Below are 25,130 nucleotides of genomic sequence, written 5' to 3'. Positions count from 1 at the left end.
AAAATAGTACGACCTTCCCCTAAGGTAGTGGTCGCTTTTTGTGCGGTCGGACTGCCCCAGGTTTCGTCCACCGTTCCTCCTGCGCTCGCTACAACGAGGACAAGACCATGAGCCAGAACTTTTCCTTCCGCCAGGCCGCGGTGATCGGCGCCGGCACCATGGGTCGCGGTATCGTCATGTGCCTGGCCAACGCCGGTCTCGACGTGCAGTGGCTGGACAGCAACCCGCAGATGCTCAACCAGGCGCTCGGCGCCGTGGCCGACACCTACGCGCACAACGTGCGCCAGGGGCGCATCGGCGAAGAGGAAGCGGCCGCGCGCCGCGCCCGCATCACGCCGGTCCAGCACCTCGCCGCGATGCGCGAGGCGGACCTGGTGATCGAGGCGGTCTACGAGAACCTGGAACTCAAGCAATCGATCTTCCGCGAGCTGGACGCGGCGCTGAAGCCCTCCGCGGTGCTGGCCAGCAATACCTCCTACCTGGACATCGACGCCATCGCCGCGGTCACCGCGCGTCCGCGTCAGGTGCTCGGCCTGCACTTCTTCAGCCCGGCGCACATCATGCGGCTGCTGGAGATCGTGCGCGGCGCGCAGACCGCGCCGGCGGTGCTGGAGGCGGCCCTGGCGCTGGGCGAGCGGATGGGCAAGGTCAGCGTGGTGGCCGGCAACTGCCACGGCTTCATCGGCAACCGCATGCTCGAACCCTACGCCACCGAGGCCCGCCTGATGCTGCTGGAAGGCGCCCTGCCGTACCAGGTGGACCGGGCTCTCCAGGCGTTCGGTTTCGCCATGGGGCCGTTCCGCATGTACGACGTGGTCGGTATCGACCTGGAGTGGCGCGCCCGCGAGTTGGCCGGGGTCGGCCAGGACCAGCCGGCCGTGCAGGTGGACAACCGCCTTTGCGAGATGGGCCGCTTCGGCCAGAAGAGCGGTGCCGGCTACTACCGCTACGCGCCGGGTAGCCGCCAGGCGGAGCACGATACCGAGGTGGATGCCCTGGTGCTCCGGGTTGCCGAAACGCTGGGCTACCCGCGGCGCGATTTCGCCGACGAGGAAATCCTCGAGCGTTGCCTGCTGGCGCTGGTCAACGAGGGCGCGAAGATCCTCGACGAGGGTATCGCCGCCCGTAGTGCCGACATCGACACTGTCTACCTGAACGGCTACGGCTTCCCCGCCGCGGAGGGCGGTCCCATGGCCTGGGCCGATCGCCTCGGCGCGGCCGAGCTGCTGCAACGCTTGCGTTTCCTCGAACAGCGCCACGGCGCACGCTGGAAGCCGGCGTCCCTGGTCGAGCGCCTGGCCGCCGAGGGCGGAGCCTTCGCCGACCTGCAGGAGGCGCGCTGAGATGGATTACCAGGCCCCCTTGCGCGACATGCGCTTCGTTCTCCATGAACTGTTCGATGTCGGCGCGCATTGCGAACTGCTGGGCAACGGCATCGATCGCGAACTGATCGACGGCGTGCTCGAGGAAGGCGCGCGCTACACCGGCCAGGTGGTGGCGCCGCTCAATCGCAACAGCGACGAGGAAGGCGCGAAGCTGAAGGACGGCGTGGTGTCCACCCCCACCGGCTTTCGCGAAGCCTACCGGCAGTACAGCGAGAACGGCTGGGCGAGCATGACCGGACCCACCGAGTACGGCGGCCAGGGCTTCCCGCAGATGGTCTCCGCGTGCTTCCACGAGATGCTGATGGCCGCCAGCCTGTCCTTCCGCGTCTATTCGGGGCTGACCGAGGGCGCCGTGCTGGCCCTGTACAAGCATGGCGACGAGGCGTTGCGGCGCGACTACCTGGGCAAGCTGGTGAGCGGCGAATGGGCCGGCACCATGTGCCTGACCGAACCCCAGGCCGGCACCGACCTCGCCCTCCTGCGCACCCGCGCCGAGGCGCAGGCCGACGGCAGCTACGCGATCAGCGGCAGCAAGATCTTCATCAGCGGTGGCGAGCAGGACCTCACCGAGAACATCGTCCACCTGGTGCTGGCGCGCCTGGCGGACGCGCCGGCCGGGGTGAAGGGCATCAGTCTGTTCCTGGTGCCGAAGTTCGTCGCCAATCCCGATGGCTCCCTGGGCGAGCGCAACAGCCTGGGGTGCGGCGCCATCGAGCACAAGATGGGGATCAAGGGCGCCTCCACCTGCGTGATGAACTTCGACGGCGCCAGGGGCTGGCTGCTGGGCCAGGCGAACCAGGGCCTGGCCTGCATGTTCACGATGATGAACGACGCGCGCTTCCAGGTCGGCCTGCAGGGCCTGGGTATCGCCGAACGGGCCTTCCAGGGCGCCCTCGGCTACGCCCGCGAACGCCTGCAGTCGCGCGCCCTGGTCGGCCCGCAGGCACCGGACAAGGTCGCCGACCCGATCATCGTGCACCCCGACGTGCGGCGCATGCTGCTGACCCAGAAGACCCTGGTCGAAGGCTGCCGCATGCTGGCGGCCTGCTGCGCACGCCAGCTCGACCTGGAACACGGCCATCCGGATGCCGACGGCCGGCGCGCGGCGACGCGCCGTGCAGCGCTGCTGATCCCCATCGTCAAGGCCTTCCTTACCGATGTCGGCCAGGAAGTCGCCAGCCTCGGCGTACAGGTCTATGGCGGTCACGGTTTCATCCGCGAATGGGGCATGGAGCAATTGATGCGCGACAGTCGCATCACCCAGATATACGAAGGCACCAATGGCATCCAGGCGCTCGATCTGGTCCGCCGCAAGCTGCTCGGCGACCAGGGCGGCGAACTGCTGGCGCTGCAAGGCGAACTGGCGGTGGCCAGCGAGGCGCTGCAAGGGCGTGCTGTGCTGGCGCCACTGGCTGAGCCGGTGCTGCAACGCCTGGAAGAGTGGCGGCAGCTCACCGGCCAGGTACTCGAGGCCTGCGCCCGCGATCCCCAGGAGATCGGCGCCACTTCGGTGGACTTCCTCCAGTACAGCGCCTACGTATTGCTCGCGGCCCTCTGGTTGCAAGCCGCGGCACGAGCCCAGGAAGCGCTGGACGGCGGCTCCGGCGAGGGCGATTTCTATCGGGCCAAGCTGCGCAGCGCCGATTTCTACCTGCGGCGTATCCTGCCGCGGGCGAGCATGCACCGCGAAGCCTTGCTCGGTGGCGCCGACTGCCTGATGGCCCTGCCCGAGGAGCATTTCTCGTTCTGACGGGCGTCTCGCCCAAGGAGACCGATATGCAAGCTTTCAGTTTCGCCACTACCGCGCAGATCCTCTGCGAGGCCGGCTCCGCCATCCGCCTGGCGGAACTCTGCCGCGAGCGAAGGGCGCGCCGCGTGTTGATCGTGACCGACCCGGGGATCACCCGGCTCGGCTTGCTGGATGCGATCCTGCCCGGCTTCCCGCGCCTGGGCCTGGCCGTCGAGGTGTACGACCAGGTGCTCGCCGATCCGCCCGAGTCGGTGGTCGAGGCCGCGCTCGGGCGGGCGCGGGGCATGGCTGCCGAGCTGGTGGTCGGTTTCGGCGGCGGCAGCTCCATGGACGTAGCCAAGCTGGTCGCGCTGCTCGCCCACCCAGAAGCAGGGCAGGGGCTCGGCGAGGTCTTCGGGGTCGGCAACGCACGCGGGCCGCGCCTGCCGCTGATCCAGGTGCCGACCACCGCCGGGACCGGCTCCGAGGTGACGCCGATCGCCATCGTCACCACCGGCGAGACCACCAAGATGGGCGTGGTCTCGCCCCACTTGCTGCCCGACCTGGCGCTGCTCGACGCCGACCTGACCCTCGGCTTGCCGCCGGCGGTCACCGCGGCGACCGGTATCGACGCGATGGTGCATGCGATCGAGAGCTATACCAGCAAACTGAAGAAGAACCCGCTGTCCGACCTGCTGGCGCGGGAGGCGTTGCGCCTGCTGGCGGCCAACCTGGAACGCGCGGTAGGCGACGGCGGCGACCGCGAGGCGCGCCAGGCCATGCTGCTGGGCGCCTGCCTGGCCGGGCAGGCCTTCGCCAATGCGCCGGTGGCGGCGGTGCATGCCCTGGCCTATCCGCTGGGAGGGCATTTCCACATTCCCCACGGCCTGAGCAATGCGCTGGTGCTACCGGAGGTGATCCGTTTCAACGCTCCCGCTGCCGCTGGACTCTATGCCGAGCTGGCGCCGCTGCTGCTGGGCGACCGCTTGCGTCCGGGCGATCGCGACGCGCTTACCGTGCAGCTGATTGACGAACTGGCCCAGCTCAGTCCGCGCAACGGCCTGCCGAGCCGCTTGCGCGACGCCGGGGTGGACGAGGCGATGCTGCCGCGCCTGGCCGCCGACGCGATGCTCCAGCAGCGTCTGCTGGTCAACAACCCGCGCGAGGTCGGCGAGGCGGATGCCCTGGCGATCTATCGCGCGGCATACTGAATCCCTTCTACGAGGACCGGGCATGGCGACCGCCCTGCGACCGCTGCGCGAGCAGTACCTTCATTTCCAGCCGATCACCACGCGCTGGCACGACAACGACATCTACGGACACGTGAACAACGTGACCTACTATGCGTTCTTCGACACGGCGGTGAATACCTACCTGATCGAGCGCGGCGGCCTGGATATCCAGGGCGGCGAAGTGATCGGCCTGGTGGTCAGTTCCAGCTGCGACTATTTCGCGCCGGTGGCCTTCCCCCAGCGGATCGAGATGGGCCTGCGGGTGGCGCGCCTGGGCAGCAGCTCGGTGCAGTACGAACTGGCCTTGTTCCTCGAAGGGCAGCGGGAGGCCTGCGCGGCCGGGCGTTTTGTGCATGTCTTCGTGGAGCGCCGAAGCAGCCGCCCGGTGGCCATTCCGCAGGAACTACGCGATGCGCTGGCCGCGCTTCAGAGCGCGGCCCAGTGACAGAGATCGCCCGCCGCCCGTGACAGGGCGATGGCGTGCAGCTCGTCCAGGCGATCGTCGCGTACCTGCCGTTGCAGCGCCTGGTTGAGCCTCGGCCGGCAGTCGTCGAGGCGCAGTTCGGCGAGCGCCGGGGCGTAGCCGCGCAGCAGCTCCAGGTTGAGCTGATTGAGGCGGCTGCGGATGCGCTCCAGGTCGACCGCCTGGCCAGCGTCCGGTAGCGGCCGGCTGAGCAGGCGGTACTGGACCAGCTTGTTCGCCTCGATCTGCGCGGCGAACAGCAGGCGCACCTGCTCGGCGCCGACCCCGTGGCTCCCGGCTTGTCCGGCGAGCATCTGCAACTGTTGTTCTTCCCGCGGGCTGTCCTGTACCGCCTTGCCCGACTGGGCCTTGCTCTGGGCTACCTGATCGGCTAGTTGCAAACGCTGGCTGCTCAGGCTCAACAGTTGCTGGAGAGCCGGTGACAGCGGCTGGGCCTGGAGCAACGGGCCTTGCAGGAGCAGGAGGGCAAGCAGGCCCCAACTGGCGAACGACGGGCGCATCTGGAAATCTCGGATGGAATTGATGTCCGGCACGCTAGCAAAGCGAGCCCGGTGCGACAATCCATGACATGGCGTGAGGCGAACAGGAAGCGCTGGATGGGACATTTCTGATTGAACGTTTGCAGTCTCGACGCTGGAGCAATGTTCTGTGACCATCCCTCCACACCATTTCATTCACCAAAGGGGCCGGTTTGCCCCTGCTATGACTGGCAAGGACGCGGAACATGGGTTTCCTGATACTCTCCCGCCGAGAAGGCGAAGGCATCACCCTGTCCCTCAAGGCCGACTACCCGGCGGAGGAACTGATTCGGCAATTGCGCGAAGGCGGCATCCGGATCCTGGTCACCGATATCATCGGCAACCAGGCCCGGGTCGGGATCGAGGCGCCGCGTGGCGTCCTGATCGTTCGCGACGAGTTGAAAACGGCACCGAAAGGCTGACGAACGGTAGAAAGTAAAAGCCCCGCGTTCGCGGGGCTTTTACACATCAGCTTCGGCAAGCATGCCGATCAACGATGCTTGTGCTTGCGGTGTTTCTTGCCGCGGTGACCGCTGTCGTTGTCCTTGCCCAGGTTGTTACCGACCGCGCCACCCGCTGCGCCGCCGAGGCCTGCACCTATGGTCGCGCCGGTGCTGCCGCCCAGCTTGTTGCCGATCACCGAACCGCCGGCCGCGCCTAGCCCGCCACCCAGGGCGGCTTCGGTCTTGCGCCCGTCCTTGGCGGTCATCGCGCCGCCGGCCGCGCCACCCAGGCCGGCGCCTATGGCGGCACCGGTGCTACCGCCGATGGCGCCGCCCACGACGTTGCCCAGGGCACCGCCTACGCCGCCGCCCACCGCGGTCTTGGTGGAGTCGCCGGCGAGCGCGGCTTGTGCGCTCAGCAGGCCGAACGCGATTACCAGGAGAGATTTACGCATCGTGCGTGCCTCATCGTTTCAATCGGGAGGGAAATACGGTCGTTCGCACAAAGGCCGGACCATCCGGCCCGGCCTTTGCGTCGTAGGGAGCGGCGGGTTCAGTCGTCGTAGTAGCGACGATGATGCTTGTGGCGCTTCCACTTCTTGTACTGGCCATAGTGATGGCCGTTGTCATGCCGGTAATAGCCATCGCGATAGCCGGCGCGGCGGTAGTAGCGACGGTCGCGGTAGTCGTCATCGTCGTCGTAGCGGCGGTTGCCGTCGCCATAATGGTTGCCCAGCGCGCCGCCGCCGGCGCCGCCGAGGGCCGCGCCGATCAGGCCACCGGTGCTGCCACCGATCTGCCGGCCGATGACGTTGCCGCCTGCGGCACCGAGGCCGCCGCCGATCGCCGCTTCGGTCTTGTTGCCGCGTCCGGCGCCGACTGCACCGCCCGCAGCGCCACCGATGCCACTACCGATCGCGGCGCCAGTGCTGCCGCCGACCGCATCGCCGACGACCGAACCCAACACCCCGCCCAAGGCGCCGCCGATGGCCGCGCGGGTGTCGTCGCCTGCGAAGGCGGTACTACCGACCAGACTCAGGGACAACAGGAGTATCGAGGAATACTTCATAGAGAGTTTCTCTCTGTGGGGATGACGGCTGCGATGCTGGGGTTGGCCCAAACCGCTGACAAGCGCCAGCCGACGATTGGTAGAGCAAATTCGAAATATTCCAAGTACTTGTTTTGTATGGGGAACTTTCTTAAGTAGAGGCGGTCGTAGACCGAATGTGAAGCGCGATTTCAGGGTCGAAATCGGTATTTTTGCTGGCGGGATGCTGGCCATTCTAACGCCGACGAGCGGCCTGCCTTCAAGGCCTTTCATCGACTTTTTCCTTAAGACGCCGCCTCCTGTTGCAGGAGGCGGCGTTTTTCGTGGGCTTCAGATAATGCGCCCGTCGCCCGTGGCCTTTTCCAGGCGTACCGCGATGAACTTCGAAGTCGGCGTATGGCTGCCGACGCCGACGCTCTCCAGCGGCACCAGGGGATTGGTTTCCGGGTAGTAGGCGGCTGCCTGGCCGGCCGGGATGTCGAAGGCGAGCAGGGTGAAGCGGCGTACCCGGCGTTCGATGCCATCGCTCCACAGCGAGACCAGGTCGACCTTGTCGCCCGGCTGGTAGCCCAGGCGGCGGATATCCGCCTCGTTGGCGAATACCACTTCGCGCTGGCCCTTCACTCCGCGATAGCGATCGTCCAGGCCGTAGATGGTGGTGTTGTACTGGTCATGGGAGCGCAGGGTCTGCAGGATCAGGTCGGGTTCGAGGCCGCTGTCGCGCACCTGTGCCGGCAACAGGTCGCGGGGCAGCGGGTTGGCGACGAAGTTGGCCTTGCCGCTGGCGGTGTTCCAGCGTCGTTCGCCGGCGGAGTTGCCGAGGTAGAAGCCACCGGGATGGCGGACGCGGCGGTTGAAGTCGGCGAAACCGGGGATGGTGTCGGCGATCAGCTCGCGGATGCGCTCGTAGTTGGCGATCAGCGCGTCCCAGTCCACCGGATGGTTGCCCAGGGTTGCCTTGGCGATGCCGGCGATGATCGCCGGCTCCGAACGCATCTGCTGCGAGAGCGGCTCCAGTTGCCCGTAGGATGCGTGGATCATGCTGAACGAGTCTTCCACCGTGACCGCCTGCGGGCCTTCGGCCTGGCGGTCGATGTCGGTGCGCCCCAGGCAGGGCAGGATCAGTGCGTCGCGGCCGGTGGTCAGGTGGCTGCGGTTGAGCTTGGTGCTGATGTGCACGGTCAGGTCGCATGACGCCAGGGCGGCGTGGGTGCGCGGACTGTCCGGGGTGGCCTGGGCGAAATTGCCGCCCAGGCCGATGAAGACCTTCGACTTGCCGGCGAGCATCGCGGCGATCGCCTCGACGGCGTTGTGCCCGTTGTGGCGTGGCACTTCGAAGCCGAAGCGCCGTTCCAGTGCGTCGAGCAGCGCCGCCGGCGGCCGCTCGTTGATGCCCATGGTGCGGTCACCCTGAACGTTGCTGTGGCCGCGGACCGGGCAGAGACCGGCGCCCGGGCGGCCCAGGTTGCCGCGCAGGAGTTGCAGGTTGACGATTTCCTGGATGATCGCCACCGAATGGTGGTGCTGGGTGATGCCCATCGCCCAGCAGACGATGACCCTGTTCGCCCGCCGGTACATCCGCGCAGCCTGCTCGATTTCCGCCAGGCTCAGCCCGGACTGGCGCTCCAGGTGTTCCCAGGGGGTGGCATCCAGTTCGGCCAGGTAGGCCTCGAGGCCGTCGGTGTGCTCGGCGATGAAGGCGTGGTCGAATACCGGCTCGCTACCCTCGGCCTGGGCTTCGCGCTCCCAGGCGAGGAGGAACTTGGCGATCCCGCGGATCGCCGCCATGTCGCCGCCCAGTGCCGGACGGAAGAACGCGGTGTTCAGCGGCGAGGACCCGTTGGTCAGCATTTCCAGCGCGTTCTGCGGATGCTGGAAGCGCTCCAGGCCGCGCTCCTTGAGAGGGTTGAAGCAGACCACCTGGGCACCGCGCTTCACTGCCTCGCGCAGCGGCTCGAGCATGCGCGGGTGGTTGGTGCCGGGGTTCTGCCCAAGGATGAAGATCGCGTCGGCGTGTTCGAAGTCGTCGAAGGTCACGCTGCCCTTGCCGACCCCGACGCTGCGGCCCAGTGCCACGCCGCTGGCTTCGTGGCACATGTTCGAGCAGTCGGGGAAGTTGTTTGTGCCGAACGCGCGGACGAACAACTGGTAGAGGTAGGCCGCCTCGTTGCTGGCCCGCCCGGAGGTATAGAACTCCGCCTGGTCGGGGCTATCCAGGCGTCGCAGGTGCTCGGCGACCAGGGCGAAGGCGGCGTCCCAGGTGATCGGCTGGTAGTGGTCGCTGAGCGGGTCGTAGCGCATCGGTCCGGTGAGGCGGCCCTGGTATTCCAGCCAGTAGTCGCTCTGTTCGCGCAGGGCGCTGACGCTGTAGCGGGCGAAGAACGCCGCGTCGACGCGGCGCTTGGTGGCTTCCCAGTTGACTGCCTTGGCACCGTTCTCGCAGAACTTCACCCGGCCGTCTTCCGGCGAGTCGCCCCAGGCGCAGCCGGGGCAGTCGAAACCGCCGTTCTGGTTGGTCTTGAGCAGGGCGCGGAGGTTCTTGAACGGCTGTTTGCTGTCCAGCCAGAAGTGCGCCACGCTGCGCAGCGCGCCCCAGCCGGCGGCGGCGCCGGCATAGGGCTTGTAGCGGGGGTGGAGAGGTTGCAGGCTCATGGCGGACTCACTCGGTTGCGGCCGGCGCCGGGCTGTAGACCCGCGGGGCGTTGTGATGGGGCTGGTGGATCAGGTTCAGTTGGTGGCGGCGCGCCCATTGCACGGTCAGGGCGGTGGGTGCGGAGAGGCTGACCAGGGTGCCGATCCCGGCACGTACGGCCTTGTGGATAAGCTCCAGGCTGCAGCGGCTGGTGACCACGGCGAAACCGCGCGCGGCGTCGAGGCCTTGGCGGTGCAGGGCGCCGATCAGCTTGTCGAGGGCGTTGTGGCGGCCGATGTCCTCGCGACACAGGCGCAGCTCGCCATGCCCGTCGAAATACAGCGCGGCATGCAGGGCGCCGCTATGGCGCGCCAGTCGCTGGGCCTGCTCGATACGCTGGCGCAGGGCGCCGAGATGGGCGGCGGGAGGCAGCGCCTGCGGCGACCGTTCCGGCAGTTGCGGCAGGGCCTGTTCCAGGGCTTCGACGCCGCACAGGCCGCAGCCGGAAGTGCCGGCCAGTTGCCGGCGTTGGCGCTTAAGGTTCCAGAACGCGCGGCTGCTGATTTCGACCTCGGCGTGGAGGGATTCGCCCTGGCCGCTGACGCGGATTTCATAGATGTCGTCGATGGACTCCACGAAGCCGCTGCTGAGGCTGAAACCGCGGACGAAATCCTCGATGTCCTCGGGCGAGGCCATCATCACCGCCTGGTTCAGTCCGTTGTAGCTGATCGCCACGGCACACTCGGCGGCAAGGGAGGCCTGGCCGACCTGCTGCGGCAGGTGCAGGTCGGCGTAGCGGTAATCGTCGGGAACGGCGGAAGGCGCCCAGGTATCCGCGGATACCGGGCATGCAGGCTGGCAAGGCATGGGCTGGGCCCTATCGTTCTAGGTGTGGCACCAGCCTAGGCCTGACGCGGGGCAGCGTCTAATCGGTTGTGCCGATGCGCTGATCGACGTGATCTATCAAGACTGCGGCGCCAACCAGTTCCGGGCTTCCTCGAAACAGGCTTCGGCCAGCGCCGAGCGCGGCTGTCCGCTGCGGATGATCAGACCGAGCGCTGCCAGGGTATGGGCGTCCTCGATGGGGATCAGGCGCAACTCGCCGTCGACTTCGCTGCCCAGCGGCATGATCGCGCAGCACAAGCCGCGCTGCACCGCCTGCAGCAGTTGCTGTACCGAGTCGGTTTCCAGGCGCGCGATGGGGCTCAACCCGCGGCTGCGGAAGTTGTGGTCGATGGATTGGCGGAAGTGCATGCCCGCCGAGAGCAGACCCAGCGGCAGGCCAGCCAGCGCTTCCCAGTTCAGCAGCGCGGCGTCGAGCGGGAAATGGCTGGGGTGATGGAGCAGGCCCATGCGGGTCTCCGCCAGTTCGATGCCCTCGAAATGGCTGCGGTCCAGACGGTCCAGATAAGAGACGCCGAGATCGAACTGGTTGCGCGCCAGGCCTTCGAGTACCTGTTCCGAACTCAGGGAATAGAGCTGGAAACGCAACTCCGGGTGGCGCCCGGCCATGTGCTGGACCAGGCGCATCGGGTCGAAGCTGGCCAGCGGCACCACGCCCAGGCGCAGGGTCCCGACCAGTTGCCCGCGGCAGGCGGCGGCTTCCGCGTACAGCCCTTCCTGGGCCGCCAGCAGGCTGCGTGCCCAGGCCAGTACGCGCTCGCCGGCCTCGGTGAAGCCTTCGAAGCGCTGGCTGCGTCGCACCAGTTCCAGGCCGAGTTCTTCCTCCAGGCTGCGCAGGCGCATGGACAGGGTCGGCTGGGTGACGTGGCAGCGCGCGGCGGCCTGGCCGAAGTGGCGGGTTTCGTCGAGGGCGCAGAGGAATTTCAGTTGCTTGATGTCCATCGGCGCTTCCGTGGCGGGGGTGTCGCCGAATCTTAACGCGAATGGGCGCAGTGTTATGGGGTGACGAAGGAGCCTGGGGATATTTCGCCGGTTTTTGCAGTCTAGACTTGGCTAGTCGCGGATCGGGATTGCGCCGGCCGCTTGCAACCGTAACCGTAAAGGGAGAACCAAAGATGGGTATTTTCGCGTTCGTGAAGGAAGCCGGTGAAAAGCTGTGGGATACGCTGACGGGGCATGAGGCACAGGCGGCCGAGTCGCTGAAGGAGCACGTCGCCAAGGTCGGCCTGGGCAACCCGAACATCCAGGTTTCGGTGGAAGGCGACAAGGTCATCGCCTCGGGCGAGGTGGCCAGCCAAGAGGAGAAAGAGAAGATCCTGCTGGCGCTGGGCAACGTCGCCGGCGTCTCCTCGGTGGAAGACAAGATCACCGTGGCCCAGGCCGCTCCGGAGGCGCGCTTCGTCACCGTGAAGAAAGGCGACACCCTGAGCGCCATCGCCAAGGCCGAATACGGCAATGCCAACGCCTACATGAAGATCTTCGAGGCCAACAAGCCGATGCTCAGCCATCCGGACAAGATCTACCCCGGCCAGGTCCTGCGCATTCCCGAGTGATCCCGGCGTTTCGCCAACCCCGCCCGCGTGGCGGGGTTTTCGTTTCCGCGGCTACGGCAGTCCTTCGAGCAGCCGCCGGTAGTCCTCCTGGGCGGCGAACTCCTCGGTGTCCCGGACCTGGCCACGGCTGTCCGGGTGGCGTACCGCCAACAGGTGGGCGACACCATAGGCGCGGGCGCTGCGCAGGATCGGCAGGCTGTCGTCGATGAACAGGCTGCGCTGCGGGTCGAAGCCGAAATCGGCTTGCAGGGCGCTCCAGAAGCGCGCGTCCTCCTTCGGGTAGCCGTAGTCGTGGGAGCTGATCAGTCGGTCGAAATAGGGCGCCAGTTCGATCCGTTCCAGCTTCAGCGACAGCGAGTCGCGGTGCGCGTTGGTGAGCAGCGCCACGCGCTTGCCGGCCCGGCGCAGGGCGGCGAGGAAGGTATCGGCGTGCGGACGCAGCGAGATCAGGTGCGCCACCTCGTGCTTGAGTTCGCGGATCGACAGGTCCAGTTCCCGGCTCCAGAAATCCAGGCAGTACCAGTTGAGCTGGCCGGCGTGTTCGCGGAACAGCGGCTCGAGCACGGCGTCGGCTTCGGTGCGACTGAGGCCATTGCGTTCGGCATAGCGCTGGGGCAGGTGTTCCAGCCAGAAGTGGTTGTCGAAGTGCAGGTCGAGCAGGGTGCCGTCCATGTCGAGCAGCACGGTGTCGATGGCGGACCAGGGCAGGGTGGGCATGGCGGCTCTTGTCGCGGTTCGTCGCGATCGATGCGGAAATCTGTCGCTTCCCATCAATCTCCGACAGGGATAATCGGAAAAGCCGGGGTATGATAACCCGCCGGCTTCGCCAAGGAGTTATCCACATGCGTCAGAAACCCACCGTACTCGCCAGCGAGATCGTCGCGAAGAGCCGACTGTTCGCTGTCGAGGAGTTGCAACTGCGCTTCAGCAATGGCGTCGAGCGCACCTACGAGCGTCTGGTCGGCAAGGGCCAGGGCTACGGTGCGGTGATGGTGGTGGCCATGCTCGATGCCGAGCACGCGGTGCTGGTGGAGGAATATTGCGCCGGGGTCGACGAATACCAGTTGTCGCTGCCCAAGGGCCTGGTCGAGCCGGGCGAGGACATCCTCGCGGCGGCCAACCGCGAGCTCAAGGAGGAAGCGGGCTACGGTGCCCGGCAACTGGAGCACATCACCGAACTGTCGCTGTCGCCGGGCTACATGAGCCAGCGCATCCAGGTGGTGCTGGCGCGCGACCTCTACGAGGAGCGCCTGCCGGGCGACGAGCCGGAGCCGATGGGCGTCGATCGCATCAGCCTGCGCGAACTGTCGAGCCTGGCCCAGCACGCCCAGTTCAGCGAAGGCCGCGCCCTGGCTGCGCTGTACCTGGTACGCGACCTGCTCACTCAGCGCGGCGAGTACCAGGCATGAGACCGGTGCCCTGGGGCGAATTGGTGGCGCTGGTGCGGCGCGCCGGCGAGGCGATCCTGCCGCACTGGCGCGCCGACGTGGCGGTGCGCTCGAAGGCCGACGAATCGCCGGTTACCGCCGCCGACCTTGCCGCGCACCATATATTGGAGGCGGGGTTGCGGGCGCTGGCGCCGGACATTCCGGTGCTTTCCGAAGAGGATTGCGAGATACCGCTGAGCGAGCGCGGCCACTGGCGGCGCTGGTGGCTGGTGGACCCGCTGGACGGCACCAAGGAGTTCATCTCCGGTAGCGAGGAGTTCACCGTCAACGTGGCCCTGGTCGAGGATGGCCGGGTGCTGTTCGGCCTGGTCGGCGTGCCGGTGAGCGGCCGCTGCTACTACGGTGGCGCCGGTCTCGGTGCCTGGCGCGAGGAGGCCGATGGCCGCGCGCAACCGATCAGTGTGCGCCTGGAGCCCGAGGAGGCCTTCACCGTGGTGGCCAGCAAGCGCCATGGCAGCCCGGCCCAGGAGCGCCTGCTGGATGGCTTGAGCGAGCGCTTCGGCGACCTGCGGCGAGCCAGCATCGGCAGTTCGCTGAAGTTCTGCCTGCTGGCCGAGGGCGCTGCCGACTGCTATCCGCGCCTGACGCCAACCTCGCAATGGGACACGGCCGCCGCCCAGGGTGTGCTGGAAGGCGCCGGCGGCGAGGTGCTCGACCTGCATGGTGCGCCATTCACCTACGAGCCGCGCGAGGATTACCTCAACGGCTCCTTCCTGGCCCTGCCGCGCGCTGCCGAGTGGCGCAGCGAGCTGATCCAACTGGCGCGCGCGCTGCACTGAAACGAAAAGGCCCGGTCTAGCCGGGCCTTTTCCGTTGTGGTGGCGCTCAGTCGAGCATGTCACTGAAACGCGCGTCCTTCTTGTATACCAGCGGCTGGCTGAAGCCGGGCACCGTCACCTGTTCGGCGCTGACCTCGATGGCGTGTTCGTCGATCAGGTCCTGGCCGAAGTTGTAGATGATCTCCAGGTCGCCCTGCAGCGCGCGCTGGTCGTAGGCGCGGGCGGCGGCGCGGGTCTGCTCGCGCTTCTCGACGTAGGCGGCGAAGGCCGCTTGGCCATGGCGCTTGCGCAGCATCTTCTCGGCGATTCGCGGCGACAGCACCACGCCGCTGGCGTTGTTGCCGCCGAAGCCCTTGGAGTTGATGAAGCACACCTCCAGCGGCTTGTCCTGGCGCATGTCGCGATTGGAGATGCTCAGGCGCTGCTGGTGGACGTCGTCGGCGACCTTGTCGATGGTCTTGATCCCAGGGAGGATGCCGTACTTGAAGGTGCCCAGGGCGGAAATCAGTTGATCGGCGCTGGCGGTGGCCAGGGAGTGGCCGACGTAGGCCTTCACCGCGGTGACCGGCCAGCCGTCGATGCCGAAGGCGCTGGCCACGCGGTCGAGGATTTCCGATTCGGTGACCCGGTTGGCCGGCGTGCTGGAGCCGTGGGCGTGGACGAAGCTGGCGTGGCGCACGGTGTCCAGGCCGACGATCTGCACCGCGCTGGCCACCGCCTTGGCTACCGTCAGGTAGTTGCCCGGGCCGGGGGCGGAGATGGACTTCTTGAAACCGTCGGCGTTGATGAACACGTCGGTTACCGCGCCGTGGATATCCGCGCCCAGACGCAGGGCCAGTTCGTCGTCCATCAGCACTACGTACTGGCTGGACTCGGCCAGGGTGAAGCCGCAGTTCTCGCCGAACGGCCGGCTGGCGCGGCGGAAGTCCACGTCGTCGCGGCCTTCTATCAGGCGCAGGCCTTCTTCGGTGGCCAGTGCGCCCATGGCGCTGTAGCCCTCGATGCACTCCGGCAGGATCGGCGCCTCGCTGTTGCCGACGATGACCACCCGGGCCTGGCCGCTGGTGATGACGTCGATACCCTTCTGCAGGTTGTAGAGGAAGGTGGCGCAGGCGCCTGTGATGCTGCCGGTCATGCCGACGCTGCCGAGCACGTAGGCATTGATGAAATCGGTGGGCATGCTGTTGAAGCCCAGCGGCAGTTGCTTGGCCGAGACCCGGTGGCCCTTCAGGCGGGATTGCATCAGGCCGCCGAAACCGTTGTCGTCGAGCTGGCTCATGATGCTGCCGGAGAATACCGCGATCTCGTCGGGCTGGACGTTGTCGACGATGGTCTTCCAGTCGATGCCGGTGGAGCGGATCGCGTCGGTCGCGGCGACCACCGACATCTGCAGGCCGCGCGGGTGGAAGCGCGAGTTGTACAGCTCGCCCGGTTCGAAACCGGTGGGCAACTGGCCGGCGGACTTCACCGTCAGCGCACGGTAGCTGTCCACCTTGAACTCGCAGCGCTCGTGGATGCTCACCAGCACCTCGCCGTCCTCCGCGGGAGCGATCGACCAGTTGGCCGGCAGCGGCTCGGGCAGTTGCTTGGGCGAGGCCTTGAAGGTCAGCGCCTGGCCTTCGGCAGGGGACAGCTCGAGGACCTTGTGCCAGTGGACTGCATCCGGGTCGAGGTACTGCGGTTCGATGCGTCGCACCAGGGTAGAGGCGAAGATGCGTTCGGCGTAGCGCCGCTCGATGTCCTCCGGGGACAGCGGCGTGCCGTCTTCGGCCAGGTAGCGGCCGCCTTCGGCCTTGACCAGTTTCATCATGACCGCCAGGCCGGCTAGGGTTTCCTGGCGCGCCTGCGGGTCCATCGATTCGATGACCATGCGGCGGAAGCCGTGGTGGAAGGAACTACGGCCTGCTGCGTTGTAGCCACCGAAACCAACAATGACCGGTAGTCGAGACATCACTCAGAAACTCCTTCGAATAGTCGTTCGCGTGCCGGGCTGCTGCCTGGTCCGGAGCGGGAAGCGCGTGGCGGCGATGGCGGCCTTTCCCGTCGGCGAGGCGAGCTTCACGGACCCGGGCACGAGCCAGTGGCCGTTGAAATGATCAGGGTGACTATGCTGACGTGAATCATGACTATCGAGTCACGTATTTTCCTACTGAATACCGCGTTGCGTGGGCTTTCCACAAGTGCTGGCGGTCTGCCGTGGGGGGATTGACGCCCATGGCCGGGCTGTTGGCAGAGGTGGGGCGTAGGCGAGTGTTGCGGGACTTGCTTGAAAGTCCGCGCGCAGAGGCGTGGCGCTATCCACCTTTCGCCCGATGCCGGCAGAGGAGAATGAAGAAGGGCCGCGAAGCGGCCCTGGGGGTGGTGTATCAGCGGTACTCGATGCCCGCCTTGCGCGTGCTGACCCGTGTTCCCGCCTTGCCCTCGGTGATTGCGACGATGTCCGCGAGCGAACCGATCACCGCGTCCTTGCCGGTGGCGCGGGCGAACTCGATGGCGGCCTGGACCTTCGGTCCCATGGAGCCGGCGGCGAAGCCGAGGCGCTCCAGTTCGTCCGGGTGGGCCTGGGCGATGGCCTTCTGGGTCGGCTTGCCCCAGTCGACGTAGGCCGCGTCGACGTCGGTGGCGATGATCAGGATGTCGGCCACCAACTCCTGGGCCAGCAGCGAGGAGCAGAGGTCCTTGTCGATCACCGCCTCGACGCCGCTGAGCTTCTTCCCGGCCTCGTCGTACATGGTCGGGATACCGCCGCCGCCAGCGCAGATGACGATGGTGCCTTTCTCCAGCAGCCACTTCACCGGGCGGATCTCGAAGATCCTCTTCGGCCGCGGGCTGGGCACCACGCGGCGGAACTTGTCGCCGTCCGGGGCGATGCTCCAGCCCTTCTCGGCGGCCAGGCGCTCGGCTTCTTCCCTGGAGTAGACCGGGCCGATCGGCTTGGTCGGGTTCTGGAACGCCGGATCCTTACCGTCCACCTCGACCTGGGTGAGGATGGTGGCGAACGGCACTTCGAACGGCAGCAGGTTGCCCATCTCCTGTTCGATCATGTAGCCGATCATGCCCTCGGTTTCCGCGCCGAGGACGTCCAGCGGGTAGGGCGAGACCTTGTCGTAGGCGGCACCCTGGAGGGCCAGCAGGCCGACCTGGGGACCGTTGCCGTGGGCGATCACCAGCTCGTTGCCGGGCGCCACCTTGGCGATCTGTTCGGCGGCGATCCGCACGTTTTCCCGCTGGTTGTCCGCGGTCATGGGTTCGCCACGGCGTAGCAGGGCATTACCGCCCAATGCGACGACGATACGCATATCGGTTACCTCCGGAAGGCGGCTGCGCCCGACCGCGTGGGCCGGGGCGCAGGAGCGCGGTCAGATGTCGGCGAGGGTCGAGACGAGGATCGCCTTGATGGTATGCATGCGGTTCTCGGCCTGCTCGAAGGCGATGTTGTAGGGCGACTCGAAGACGTCCTCGGTCACCTCGATGCCGTTGGCCAGGTTCGGATACTGCTCGGCGATCTGCTTGCCGACCTTGGTCTCGCTGTTGTGGAACGCCGGCAGGCAGTGCATGAACTTGGCCCGCGGGTTGCCGGTGGCCTTCATGATCTCCATGTTGACCTGGTAGGGCAGCAGTTCCTTGATCCGCTCGCCCCAGGCTTCCACCGGCTCGCCCATCGACACCCAGACGTCGGTGTGGACGAAGTCCACGCCTTTCACGGCTTCCTTCGGATCCTCGGTGAGGGTCAGCTTGGCGCCGCTTTCCTCGGCGAACTTCTTGCACTGGGCGACGAACTCATCGTGCGGCCAGAGCGCCTTCGGCGCGGCGATGCGTACGTCCATGCCGAGCTTGGCGCCGATCAGCAGCAGGGAGTTACCCATGTTGTTGCGCGCGTCGCCCAGGTAGGCGTAGCTGATGTCGTGCAGCGGCTTGTCGCTGTGCTCGCGCATGGTCAGCACGTCGGCGAGCATCTGGGTCGGGTGGTATTCGTCGGTCAGGCCGTTGAACACCGGAACGCCGGCGAACTTCGCGAGTTCCTCGACGATTTCCTGCTTGAAGCCGCGGTACTCGATGGCGTCGTACATCCGGCCGAGAACCCGCGCGGTGTCCTTCATGCTCTCCTTGTGGCCGATCTGCGAGGAGTTCGGGTCGATGTAGGTGACGTTGGCGCCCTGGTCGTAGGCGGCCACCTCGAAGGCGCAGCGGGTGCGAGTGGAGGTTTTCTCGAAGATCAGGGCAATGTTCTTGCGCTTCAGGTGCTGCTGCTCGGTGCCGGTGTACTTGGCGCGCTTGAGGTCGCGGGACAGGTCGAGCAGGTAACGCAGCTCGCGGGTGCTGTGGTGCATCAGGCTGAGCAGGTTACGGTTGTGCATGTTGAAAGCCATGATTGATCTCCTTGTGGGAAGTCGGTGGGCGGCGCCCCTCCTGGGGACGCCGCCGTTCAGCTCGAGAGCGGGTTGTCTGTCAGTAGTCGATCGGGTCGCGGATGATCGGGCAGGTCATGCAGTGGCCGCCGCCGCGACCGCGACCCAGTTCGCTGGCGCTGATGGTGATGACCTCGACGCCGGCCTTGCGCAGCAGGGTGTTGGTGTAGGTGTTGCGGTCATAGCCGACCACCACGCCCGGCTCCAGGCAGACCACGTTGTTACCGTCGTCCCATTGCTCGCGCTCGGCGGCGAAGCTGTTGCCGCCGGTCTCGACCACGCGCAGTTTCTTCAGGCCGAGGGATTCGGCGACCACTTCGAGGAAGGTTTTCTCCTCGCGGCGGATGTTCATGCCGTAGGGGCTGCTCGGATCGGGGCGCAGGCTGAAGGGCACGATTTCCTTGACCACTTCCGGGAAGACCGTGACCAGGTCGCGGTCGCAGAAGCTGAACACGGTGTCCAGGTGCATCGCGGCGCGGGACTTCGGCAGGCCGGCGACGATCACCCGCTCGGCGGCGCCCTTGGCGAACAGCGACTGGGCGACCTGACCGATGGCCTGGCGCGAGGAGCGCTCGCCCATGCCGATCAGGACCACGCCGTTGCCGATCGGCATCACGTCGCCGCCTTCCAGGGTCGAGGAGCCGTGGTCCTTGTCCGGGTCGCCGTACCAGATCTCGAATTCGGCGTTGGCGAACTCGGGATGGAACTTGTAGATGGCGGTGGTCAGCAGGGTTTCCTGTCGTCGCGCCGGCCAGTACATCGGGTTCAGGGTCACGCCGCCGTAGATCCAGCAAGTGGTGTCGCGGGTGAACTGGGTGTTCGGCAACGGCGGCAGCAGGAAGCTGGAATGGCCCAGGTACTCGCGGTACATCTTGAGGATGTCGGCGCCTTCGCTGGCGGGCAGGTCGTCAGCGGCGACGCCGCCGATCAGGTACTCGGCCAGCTTGCGCGGCTCCAGGCTCTCCAGCCAGGAGCGCAGCTCGCTGGTCAGGCCCAGGCCGACGCTGTCGGCGGTGATCTTGCGATCGAGGATCCACTTCAGCGCTTCCGGGTTCTGGATGGTCTCGGTCAGCAGATTGTGCATCTCGAGGACGTCGATGCCGCGCTCGCGCATCTTGGTGACGAAGTCGAAGTGGTCGCGCTTGGCCTGGTTCACCCAGATCACGTCGTCGAACAGCAACTCGTCGCAGTTGCTCGGGGTCAGGCGCTGGTGGGCGAGTCCGGGCGAGCAGACCATCACTTTGCGCAGTTTGCCGGCTTCGGAGTGGACGCCAAGTTTGGTTTTTTCCGTGCTCATTTCACGTCTCCAGTGGAGTAATCAGAGGGTGAGGAAACCGTCGTAGAGGCCGTAGGCAGCCACCAGGGCGCCAATGACGACTGCGGCGAAGATCAGTTTTTCGATTCCGGTGAAGATCGGCTGGCCGACCTCGTGCTTGGCCTTGGCGAAAAGGATCGCGCCGGGCGCATACAGCAGGGCGGACAGCAGCAGGTACTTCAGGCCCCCGGCGTAGAGCAGCCAGACCGCGTAGGCCACGGCGATGCCGGCGATGACCAGGTCCTTGCTGCGTTCGCGGGCATCGTTCTCGTAGGTCTCGCCCTTCAGGGTCAGCAGCAGGCCATAGGCGGCGGACCAGAAGTACGGGATCAGGATCATCGAGGTGGCCAGGAGCAGCATCTTGGTGTACGGGTCCATGCCGTCCGGGTCGCCCGAGGTGAAGAACACCACCACCAGGAACACCTGTACGCAGATGTTGGTCAGCCACAGGGCGTTGGCCGGCACCTGGTTGGCGTTCTCGCGGCGCAGGAACTCCGGCATGGTGTGGTCCTTGGCGGCGGCGAACATGATCTCGGCGCACAGCAGCACCCAGGAGAGCAGCGCGCCCAGCAGCGAGATCAGCAGGCCGACGCTGATCAGCACGGCGCCCCAGTGGCCGACCACATGCTCGAGTACCAGCGCCATCGACGGGTTCTGCAGCTTGGCCAGTTCCGGCTGGGTCATCACGCCCATGGACAGCACGTTGACCAGCACCAGCAGGAGCAGGACGGTGATGAAGCCGATCACGGTGGCCTTGCCGACGTCGGAACGTTTTTCCGCGCGGGAGGAGAAGATGCTCGCGCCCTCGATGCCGATGAACACCCAGACGGTGACCAGCATCATGTTGCGCACCTGGTTCATCACGCTGCCCAGGTCCGGGTTGCTCTTGCCCCAGATGTCGGCGGTGAAGATGTCCAGCTTGAAGGCGAACAGGCAGATCAGGATGAACAGGAACAGCGGCACGACCTTGGCCACGGTGGTGACGGTGTTGATGAACGCCGCCTCCTTGATCCCGCGCAGCACCAGGAAGTGCAGGGCCCAGAGCAGGACCGAGGCGCAGACGATCGCCGCGACGGTGTCGCCCTTGCCGAAGATCGGGAAGAAGTAGCCGAGGGTGCTGAACAACAGGACGAAGTAGCCGACGTTGCCCAGCCAGGCGCTGATCCAGTAGCCCCAGGCCGAGGAGAAACCCATGTAGTCGCCGAAGCCGGCCTTGGCGTAGGCGTACACGCCGCCGTCGAGTTCGGGCTTGCGGTTGGCGAGGGTCTGGAAGACGAAAGCGAGGGTGAGCATGCCGACGGCGGTGATCGCCCATCCGATCAGGACGGCGCCGACATCGGCGCTGGCTGCCATGTTTTGCGGGAGGGAGAAGATGCCCCCTCCGATCATCGAGCCGACAACCAGAGCCGTTAGCGCTCCTAGTCGGAGTTTTTGGCTGGATTCTTGGGACATTTTCGGAATCTCCCTATAGGAATTGAGAGTGAAGACATTAGGCGGCAGCGGCTATTGTTGAATGCTGATCCACGTCAATAGCTTCCTACTCAAAGTAATTAGATGACGCATTCCTGTAAGTCGCGAGTGCCAAAGATAGAAGAGGAATCTAAGACCTGCCCGGAATAGGGCGGTTTTTTCATGTGTTAGGGGAAGACTTGCCATCCGCTACGGGGAAAGCTTGAAATCGGGCTATAAGCCGCGGATAAAGCCGGATCGTTGATGCCGATCAATGAATTTCGCGAGACGGTATTCTGACTTTCAGGTGGGTGGTCGCCGGCTTGTTGACGGTCCGTCGAAAAACCGCCGCGACTTTCCAGGGAAGTGTTGCAGTATTTCGAGAGGAGTATTTTTTATTTATAAGTAAAAATAATTTTCCGCTCTTATCAAAGAACGAAAAAGCACAAGGAAAGAAATGAAGAAGCCCGGCGTTCGCCGGGCTCTTCATTTGGGCTTCAGGGTGTGAAGACCGCTGGGGGGACGGGATCGCCGCCCACCCGCCGCGCGTGCTGGCGCACGTCGGCACAGGGGAAGGGGCCGCCATCCGGTTCGTGGCCGAAGGGCGCGGTTCGCTGGGCGAACCGAAAGCCGGTGCCAGGGGCACTGCGAGCGATTGAGCAAGCGGCGTGCCAGCCATCGACAGGTGGCCCGGCCCGTCAACTGCGGGGCACGGGCCTGCGGCATGAGCGGATTTTTGCCGAAGGCCCGAGCGCAGGGCGGGGTTTTCCGCCGTCGTTACCGTTCCGTCAGCTCATCCCCAGCCAGTTCGGCAATGCCAGGGATACCGCCGGGATGTAGGTCACGATGATCAGGAACACCAGCAGGATCATCAGCCACGGCAGCGCTGCGCGGATGGTCGCGCCCAGCGGCATGCCGGTGACCGCCGAGGTGACGAACAGGTTGAGCCCGACCGGCGGCGTGATCAGGCCGATCTCCATGTTCACCACCATGATGATGCCGAGGTGGATCGGATCGATGCCCAGCTCCATGGCGATGGGGAAGAAGATCGGCGCCAGGATCAGGATGATCGCCGAAGGCTCCATGAAGTTGCCGGCGATCAGCAGCACGATGTTCACCACCAGCAGGAACATCCATGGCGAAAGTCCCAGTTCCGTGACCCAGCTGGCGATGCTCTGCGGTATCTGCTCGGTGGTCAGCACGTGGGCGAAGAGCATGGCGTTGGCGATGATGAACATCAGCATGATGGTCAGCTTGCCGGACTCCAGCAGCACCTTCGGGCATTCGCTCAGGCGCATGTCGCGGTAGACGAACAGTGCGACGAAGGCCGAGTACACCGCGGCGACGGCGGCGGCCTCGGTGGGGGTGAAGGCGCCGGAATAGATGCCGCCGAGGATGATCACCATCAGCAGCAGACCCCACAGCGCCTTGCGCGCGCTGGCCAGCCATTCGCGCAGACTGACCCTTGGCATGGCGGGCAGCTTCTTGACCCGGGCGACGATGTAGATCACCACCATCAGGATCAGTCCCAGCAGCAGCCCCGGAACCACGCCGGCGATGAACAGCTTGCCCACCGAGGTCTCGGTGGCGGCGGCGTAGACCACCATCACGATCGATGGCGGGATGAGGATGCCGAGGGTGCCGGCGTTGCAGACGATCCCAGCGCCGAACGCCTGTGGATAACCCGAGCGGACCATGCCGGCGATGGCGATCGAACCCACTGCCGCCACCGTTGCCGGAGACGAGCCGGATAGCGCGGCGAAGAGCATGCAGGCGAGCACCGCGGCGATCGCCAGGCCGCCACGGATGTGTCCGACGCAGGCGTTGGCGAAGTCGATCAGGCGCCGCGCCACGCCACCGGTGGTCATGAACGCGCCGGAGAGCAGGAAGAACGGGATCGCCAGCAGGGTGTAGTGCTCGGAGGTCTCGAACAGCTTGATCGCCAGCGAGCGTACCGAGTCCGGGCTGAACAGGAGGATCGTCAGTGCGCCGGAGAGACCCAGGGAGACGGCGATCGGCACGCCGATGAACATCAGCAGGAAGAGCAGCAGGAAGAGGAACAGAATGGTCATGCCTTGGGCTCCTCGTGCTCGGTCAGCTTCAGCGCGTCGGCAGCCTCGTCGGCCAGTCCCAGTCCGGTCTGGCGGTTGCGCAGGATGCGCACGAGGATCTCGGCGAAACGGATGAACACCAGGGCGAAGCCGACCGGCACGATCAGGCCGATGTGCCATTGGCGGATGCCGAAGTGGTCGAGGTCCTCGGCGCCGATGCCGGCGATGAACAGGGTCTTCACCCAGTCGTAGCTGGCCACGCAGAGCAGGCCGGCGTAGCCGAGGCAGGCCAGGCAGGCGATCACGCCGAGCACTCGCTGTACCGGTCGCGAGGCCAGCTTCACCAGCACGTCCACGCCGAGGTGCCCGGCGGTGCGTACGCCGTAGGCGATGCCGAGGAAGATCAGCCAGGCGAACAGGGCCTTGGTCAGGGCGTTGCTCCAGGTCATCTCCTGGGCCAGGGTGAGGACCCCATCGCCGATGGCGAGCAGCGTCTCGTTGCCGCCCTCCCAGAGATCGGCGAGATCGTAGAGCAGCGTATAGAGGTTATTGAGGACTACATAAACGAAGGTAACCAGCGTCATGGCGGCGAGGAGGAAGGCGATCAGGCCTTCCTCCAGGCGCGCCCAGACGCGCGCGAGCGCGTGCATGGGCTTTCCCTCTTCTTCTTATTGGGCCTGGTTGGCGGCTTCGGCGGCCTTGATCAGGTCGGCGCCGATCTCGCCTTCGAACTTCTTCCACACCGGCTGCATGGCCTTGCGCCATTCGGCCCGCTGTTCGGGAGTGAGTTCGATGATCTCGCTGGTCTTGGCCTCGACGATGCGCTGCTTGTCGCCCTGGTTGAGCGCCTCGGCCTGCTTGTTCACCTCCACGGTGACCTCGTCCATGGTCTTGGCCAGCACGCCGCGCACGTCTTCCGGCAGGCCGTTCCAGAACTTGGTGTTGGTGATCACCATGTAGTCCAGCACGCCGTGGTCGGACTCGGTGATGTACTTCTGCACTTCGTGCATCTTCTGCGAGTAGATGTTCGACCAGGGGTTCTCGGTACCGTTGACCACGCCGGTCTGCAGGCCCTGATAGACCTCGGCGAAGCTCATCTTGCGCGGGTTGGCGCGCACCGCCTTGAACTGTTCCTCGAGCACCTTGGAGGCCTGCACGCGGAACTTCAGGCCGCGGGCGTCCTTCGGCTCGCGCAGGGGCTTGTTGGCGGACAACTGCTTCATCCCGTTGTGCCAGTAGCCGAGGCCAGTGATGCCCTTGTCCTGCATCGAGGTCAGCAGCTCCTTGCCCTGCGGGCTCTGCTGGAAGCGGTCGACCGCCTGGATGTTGTCGAACAGGAACGGCAGGTCGAAGATCTGCAATTTCTTGGTGTACTGCTCGAACTTGGCCAGCGACGGCGCGATGATCTGCACGTCGCCCAGCAGCAGGGCTTCCATCTCCTTGCCGTCGCCGAACAGCGACGAGTTCGGGTAGACCTCCACCTTGACCTTGCCCGGCAGGCGTTCCTCCACCAGTTTCTTGAACAGCAGCGCGCCCTGGCCCTTGGGCGTGTGCTCGGCGACGACGTGGGAGAACTTGATGACGATCGGGTCGGCTGCCTGGACGATTCCGGCGACGGTCAGGGAAAGTGCGCAGACGAGCGCCTTCGCGGTGTGCTTGAGCATGAGACTTCCTCTTTGTTCTTGTCTGTCTTTTATGAAGAGGACGGGTGTCCTCTCGGCGTGGCCGAACAAGGGAAGTCTAGGCAGCGCA

The 25,130-nt window shown here is 66.0% G+C and carries 23 protein-coding genes; 8 read left to right on the top strand and 15 right to left on the bottom strand.

Translation table 11 applies throughout. The features are described from left to right. The first annotated feature begins 107 nt into the window (after nucleotides 1–107). From AC1RB9_RS27210 to AC1RB9_RS27195, 4 genes are read left to right on the top strand one after another with little or no spacing between them, the layout of a single operon-like run. A complete protein-coding gene (locus AC1RB9_RS27210; protein WP_003457758.1) occupies nucleotides 108–1,343 on the top strand; it encodes a 3-hydroxyacyl-CoA dehydrogenase in 1,236 nt (411 codons plus the stop codon). 1 nt (nucleotide 1,344) lies between these two features. Beyond that, nucleotides 1,345–3,135 (top strand): acyl-CoA dehydrogenase C-terminal domain-containing protein, encoded by a 1,791-nt coding sequence (locus AC1RB9_RS27205; protein ID WP_003457754.1) that lies wholly within the window; start codon nucleotides 1,345–1,347, stop codon nucleotides 3,133–3,135. A 26-nt stretch (nucleotides 3,136–3,161) separates the two neighbouring features. Continuing rightward, a complete protein-coding gene (locus tag AC1RB9_RS27200) occupies nucleotides 3,162–4,325 on the top strand; it encodes an iron-containing alcohol dehydrogenase (protein ID WP_003114061.1) in 1,164 nt (387 codons plus the stop codon). Nucleotides 4,326–4,347: 22 nt separating this feature from the next. Next, on the top strand, nucleotides 4,348–4,791 hold the full coding sequence (locus AC1RB9_RS27195; RefSeq protein ID WP_003457751.1) for an acyl-CoA thioesterase: 444 nt from the start codon (nucleotides 4,348–4,350) through the stop codon (nucleotides 4,789–4,791). On the opposite strand, the gene AC1RB9_RS27190 is transcribed toward AC1RB9_RS27195, so the two are convergent. Then, the gene (locus AC1RB9_RS27190; protein ID WP_003100053.1) at nucleotides 4,773–5,330 is read right to left on the bottom strand and encodes a chorismate mutase; all 558 of its coding nucleotides are present in this window, start codon (nucleotides 5,328–5,330) and stop codon (nucleotides 4,773–4,775) included. The two genes, AC1RB9_RS27195 and AC1RB9_RS27190, sit on opposite strands and share 19 nt — an antisense overlap. A gap of 224 nt (nucleotides 5,331–5,554) precedes the next feature. On the opposite strand from AC1RB9_RS27190, the gene AC1RB9_RS27185 reads away from it, so the two are divergent. Next, nucleotides 5,555–5,770, top strand: coding sequence for a carbon storage regulator (locus AC1RB9_RS27185; protein ID WP_003096222.1), 216 nt, complete (start codon nucleotides 5,555–5,557; stop codon nucleotides 5,768–5,770). A gap of 68 nt (nucleotides 5,771–5,838) precedes the next feature. On the opposite strand, the gene AC1RB9_RS27180 is transcribed toward AC1RB9_RS27185, so the two are convergent. From AC1RB9_RS27180 to AC1RB9_RS27160, 5 genes are all read right to left on the bottom strand, one after another. After that, nucleotides 5,839–6,246, bottom strand: coding sequence for a glycine zipper domain-containing protein (locus tag AC1RB9_RS27180; RefSeq protein WP_003100051.1), 408 nt, complete (start codon nucleotides 6,244–6,246; stop codon nucleotides 5,839–5,841). A gap of 98 nt (nucleotides 6,247–6,344) precedes the next feature. Beyond that, nucleotides 6,345–6,860 (bottom strand): hypothetical protein, encoded by a 516-nt coding sequence (locus AC1RB9_RS27175; protein ID WP_003100049.1) that lies wholly within the window; start codon nucleotides 6,858–6,860, stop codon nucleotides 6,345–6,347. A gap of 309 nt (nucleotides 6,861–7,169) precedes the next feature. After that, nucleotides 7,170–9,491, bottom strand: a complete 2,322-nt coding sequence (locus AC1RB9_RS27170) for an FdhF/YdeP family oxidoreductase (protein WP_003100047.1) — start codon at nucleotides 9,489–9,491, stop codon at nucleotides 7,170–7,172. A gap of 7 nt (nucleotides 9,492–9,498) precedes the next feature. Next, on the bottom strand, nucleotides 9,499–10,338 hold the full coding sequence (gene fdhD / locus AC1RB9_RS27165) for a formate dehydrogenase accessory sulfurtransferase FdhD (RefSeq protein ID WP_003100044.1): 840 nt from the start codon (nucleotides 10,336–10,338) through the stop codon (nucleotides 9,499–9,501). 96 nt (nucleotides 10,339–10,434) lie between these two features. Beyond that, nucleotides 10,435–11,316, bottom strand: a complete 882-nt coding sequence (locus tag AC1RB9_RS27160; RefSeq protein ID WP_003100042.1) for a LysR family transcriptional regulator — start codon at nucleotides 11,314–11,316, stop codon at nucleotides 10,435–10,437. Nucleotides 11,317–11,489: 173 nt separating this feature from the next. Between AC1RB9_RS27160 and lysM the strand changes: the two genes are divergently transcribed. Next, a complete protein-coding gene (gene lysM, locus AC1RB9_RS27155; protein ID WP_003096210.1) occupies nucleotides 11,490–11,927 on the top strand; it encodes a peptidoglycan-binding protein LysM in 438 nt (145 codons plus the stop codon). Between the two features lie 51 nt (nucleotides 11,928–11,978). Here lysM and yrfG read toward each other — a convergent pair whose 3' ends face one another. Then, nucleotides 11,979–12,644: a GMP/IMP nucleotidase gene (gene yrfG, locus AC1RB9_RS27150; protein ID WP_003100040.1), complete on the bottom strand. Its 666-nt coding sequence runs from the start codon at nucleotides 12,642–12,644 to the stop codon at nucleotides 11,979–11,981. Nucleotides 12,645–12,769: 125 nt separating this feature from the next. Between yrfG and nudE the strand changes: the two genes are divergently transcribed. Both nudE and cysQ read left to right on the top strand, forming a co-directional pair. Then, the gene (gene nudE, locus AC1RB9_RS27145) at nucleotides 12,770–13,336 is read left to right on the top strand and encodes an ADP compounds hydrolase NudE (protein WP_003096206.1); all 567 of its coding nucleotides are present in this window, start codon (nucleotides 12,770–12,772) and stop codon (nucleotides 13,334–13,336) included. Continuing rightward, on the top strand, nucleotides 13,333–14,154 hold the full coding sequence (gene cysQ, locus AC1RB9_RS27140) for a 3'(2'),5'-bisphosphate nucleotidase CysQ (protein ID WP_003100038.1): 822 nt from the start codon (nucleotides 13,333–13,335) through the stop codon (nucleotides 14,152–14,154). The genes nudE and cysQ overlap by 4 nt, the downstream gene beginning before the upstream one ends. Before the next feature lie 46 nt (nucleotides 14,155–14,200). On the opposite strand, the gene fabY is transcribed toward cysQ, so the two are convergent. The 8 genes from fabY to dctP all read right to left on the bottom strand — a co-directional run bounded on the left by fabY (nucleotide 14,201) and on the right by dctP (nucleotide 25,042). Then, entirely contained in the window at nucleotides 14,201–16,105 is a 1,905-nt protein-coding gene (gene fabY, locus AC1RB9_RS27135; protein WP_003114068.1) for a beta-ketoacyl-ACP synthase FabY, read from the bottom strand. Nucleotides 16,106–16,520: 415 nt separating this feature from the next. Next, nucleotides 16,521–17,453, bottom strand: coding sequence for a carbamate kinase (arcC, locus tag AC1RB9_RS27130; protein WP_003100033.1), 933 nt, complete (start codon nucleotides 17,451–17,453; stop codon nucleotides 16,521–16,523). A 60-nt stretch (nucleotides 17,454–17,513) separates the two neighbouring features. Further along, on the bottom strand, nucleotides 17,514–18,524 hold the full coding sequence (locus AC1RB9_RS27125; RefSeq protein WP_003100031.1) for an ornithine carbamoyltransferase: 1,011 nt from the start codon (nucleotides 18,522–18,524) through the stop codon (nucleotides 17,514–17,516). 79 nt (nucleotides 18,525–18,603) lie between these two features. Beyond that, nucleotides 18,604–19,860 carry an arginine deiminase gene (gene arcA / locus AC1RB9_RS27120; protein WP_003100029.1) on the bottom strand — a complete coding sequence of 419 codons (1,257 nt, stop codon included), beginning with the start codon at nucleotides 19,858–19,860 and terminating at the stop codon, nucleotides 18,604–18,606. Between the two features lie 21 nt (nucleotides 19,861–19,881). Next, nucleotides 19,882–21,330 (bottom strand): arginine-ornithine antiporter, encoded by a 1,449-nt coding sequence (arcD, locus tag AC1RB9_RS27115; RefSeq protein ID WP_003123669.1) that lies wholly within the window; start codon nucleotides 21,328–21,330, stop codon nucleotides 19,882–19,884. 785 nt (nucleotides 21,331–22,115) lie between these two features. Further along, nucleotides 22,116–23,399 (bottom strand): C4-dicarboxylate TRAP transporter large permease protein DctM, encoded by a 1,284-nt coding sequence (gene dctM / locus AC1RB9_RS27110; protein WP_003105529.1) that lies wholly within the window; start codon nucleotides 23,397–23,399, stop codon nucleotides 22,116–22,118. Next, nucleotides 23,396–24,028, bottom strand: a complete 633-nt coding sequence (gene dctQ, locus AC1RB9_RS27105; protein WP_003105527.1) for a C4-dicarboxylate TRAP transporter small permease protein DctQ — start codon at nucleotides 24,026–24,028, stop codon at nucleotides 23,396–23,398. The genes dctM and dctQ overlap by 4 nt, the downstream gene beginning before the upstream one ends. An 18-nt stretch (nucleotides 24,029–24,046) precedes the next feature. Further along, nucleotides 24,047–25,042, bottom strand: coding sequence for a C4-dicarboxylate TRAP substrate-binding protein DctP (gene dctP / locus AC1RB9_RS27100; RefSeq protein WP_003105525.1), 996 nt, complete (start codon nucleotides 25,040–25,042; stop codon nucleotides 24,047–24,049). Nucleotides 25,043–25,130: the final 88 nt, after the last annotated feature.

It is taken from the genome of Pseudomonas sp. 20-5, from assembly GCF_056782835.1.
The sequence above is the reverse complement of the archived record's forward strand: the minus strand, read 5'-3'. Positions and strand labels throughout refer to the sequence as shown.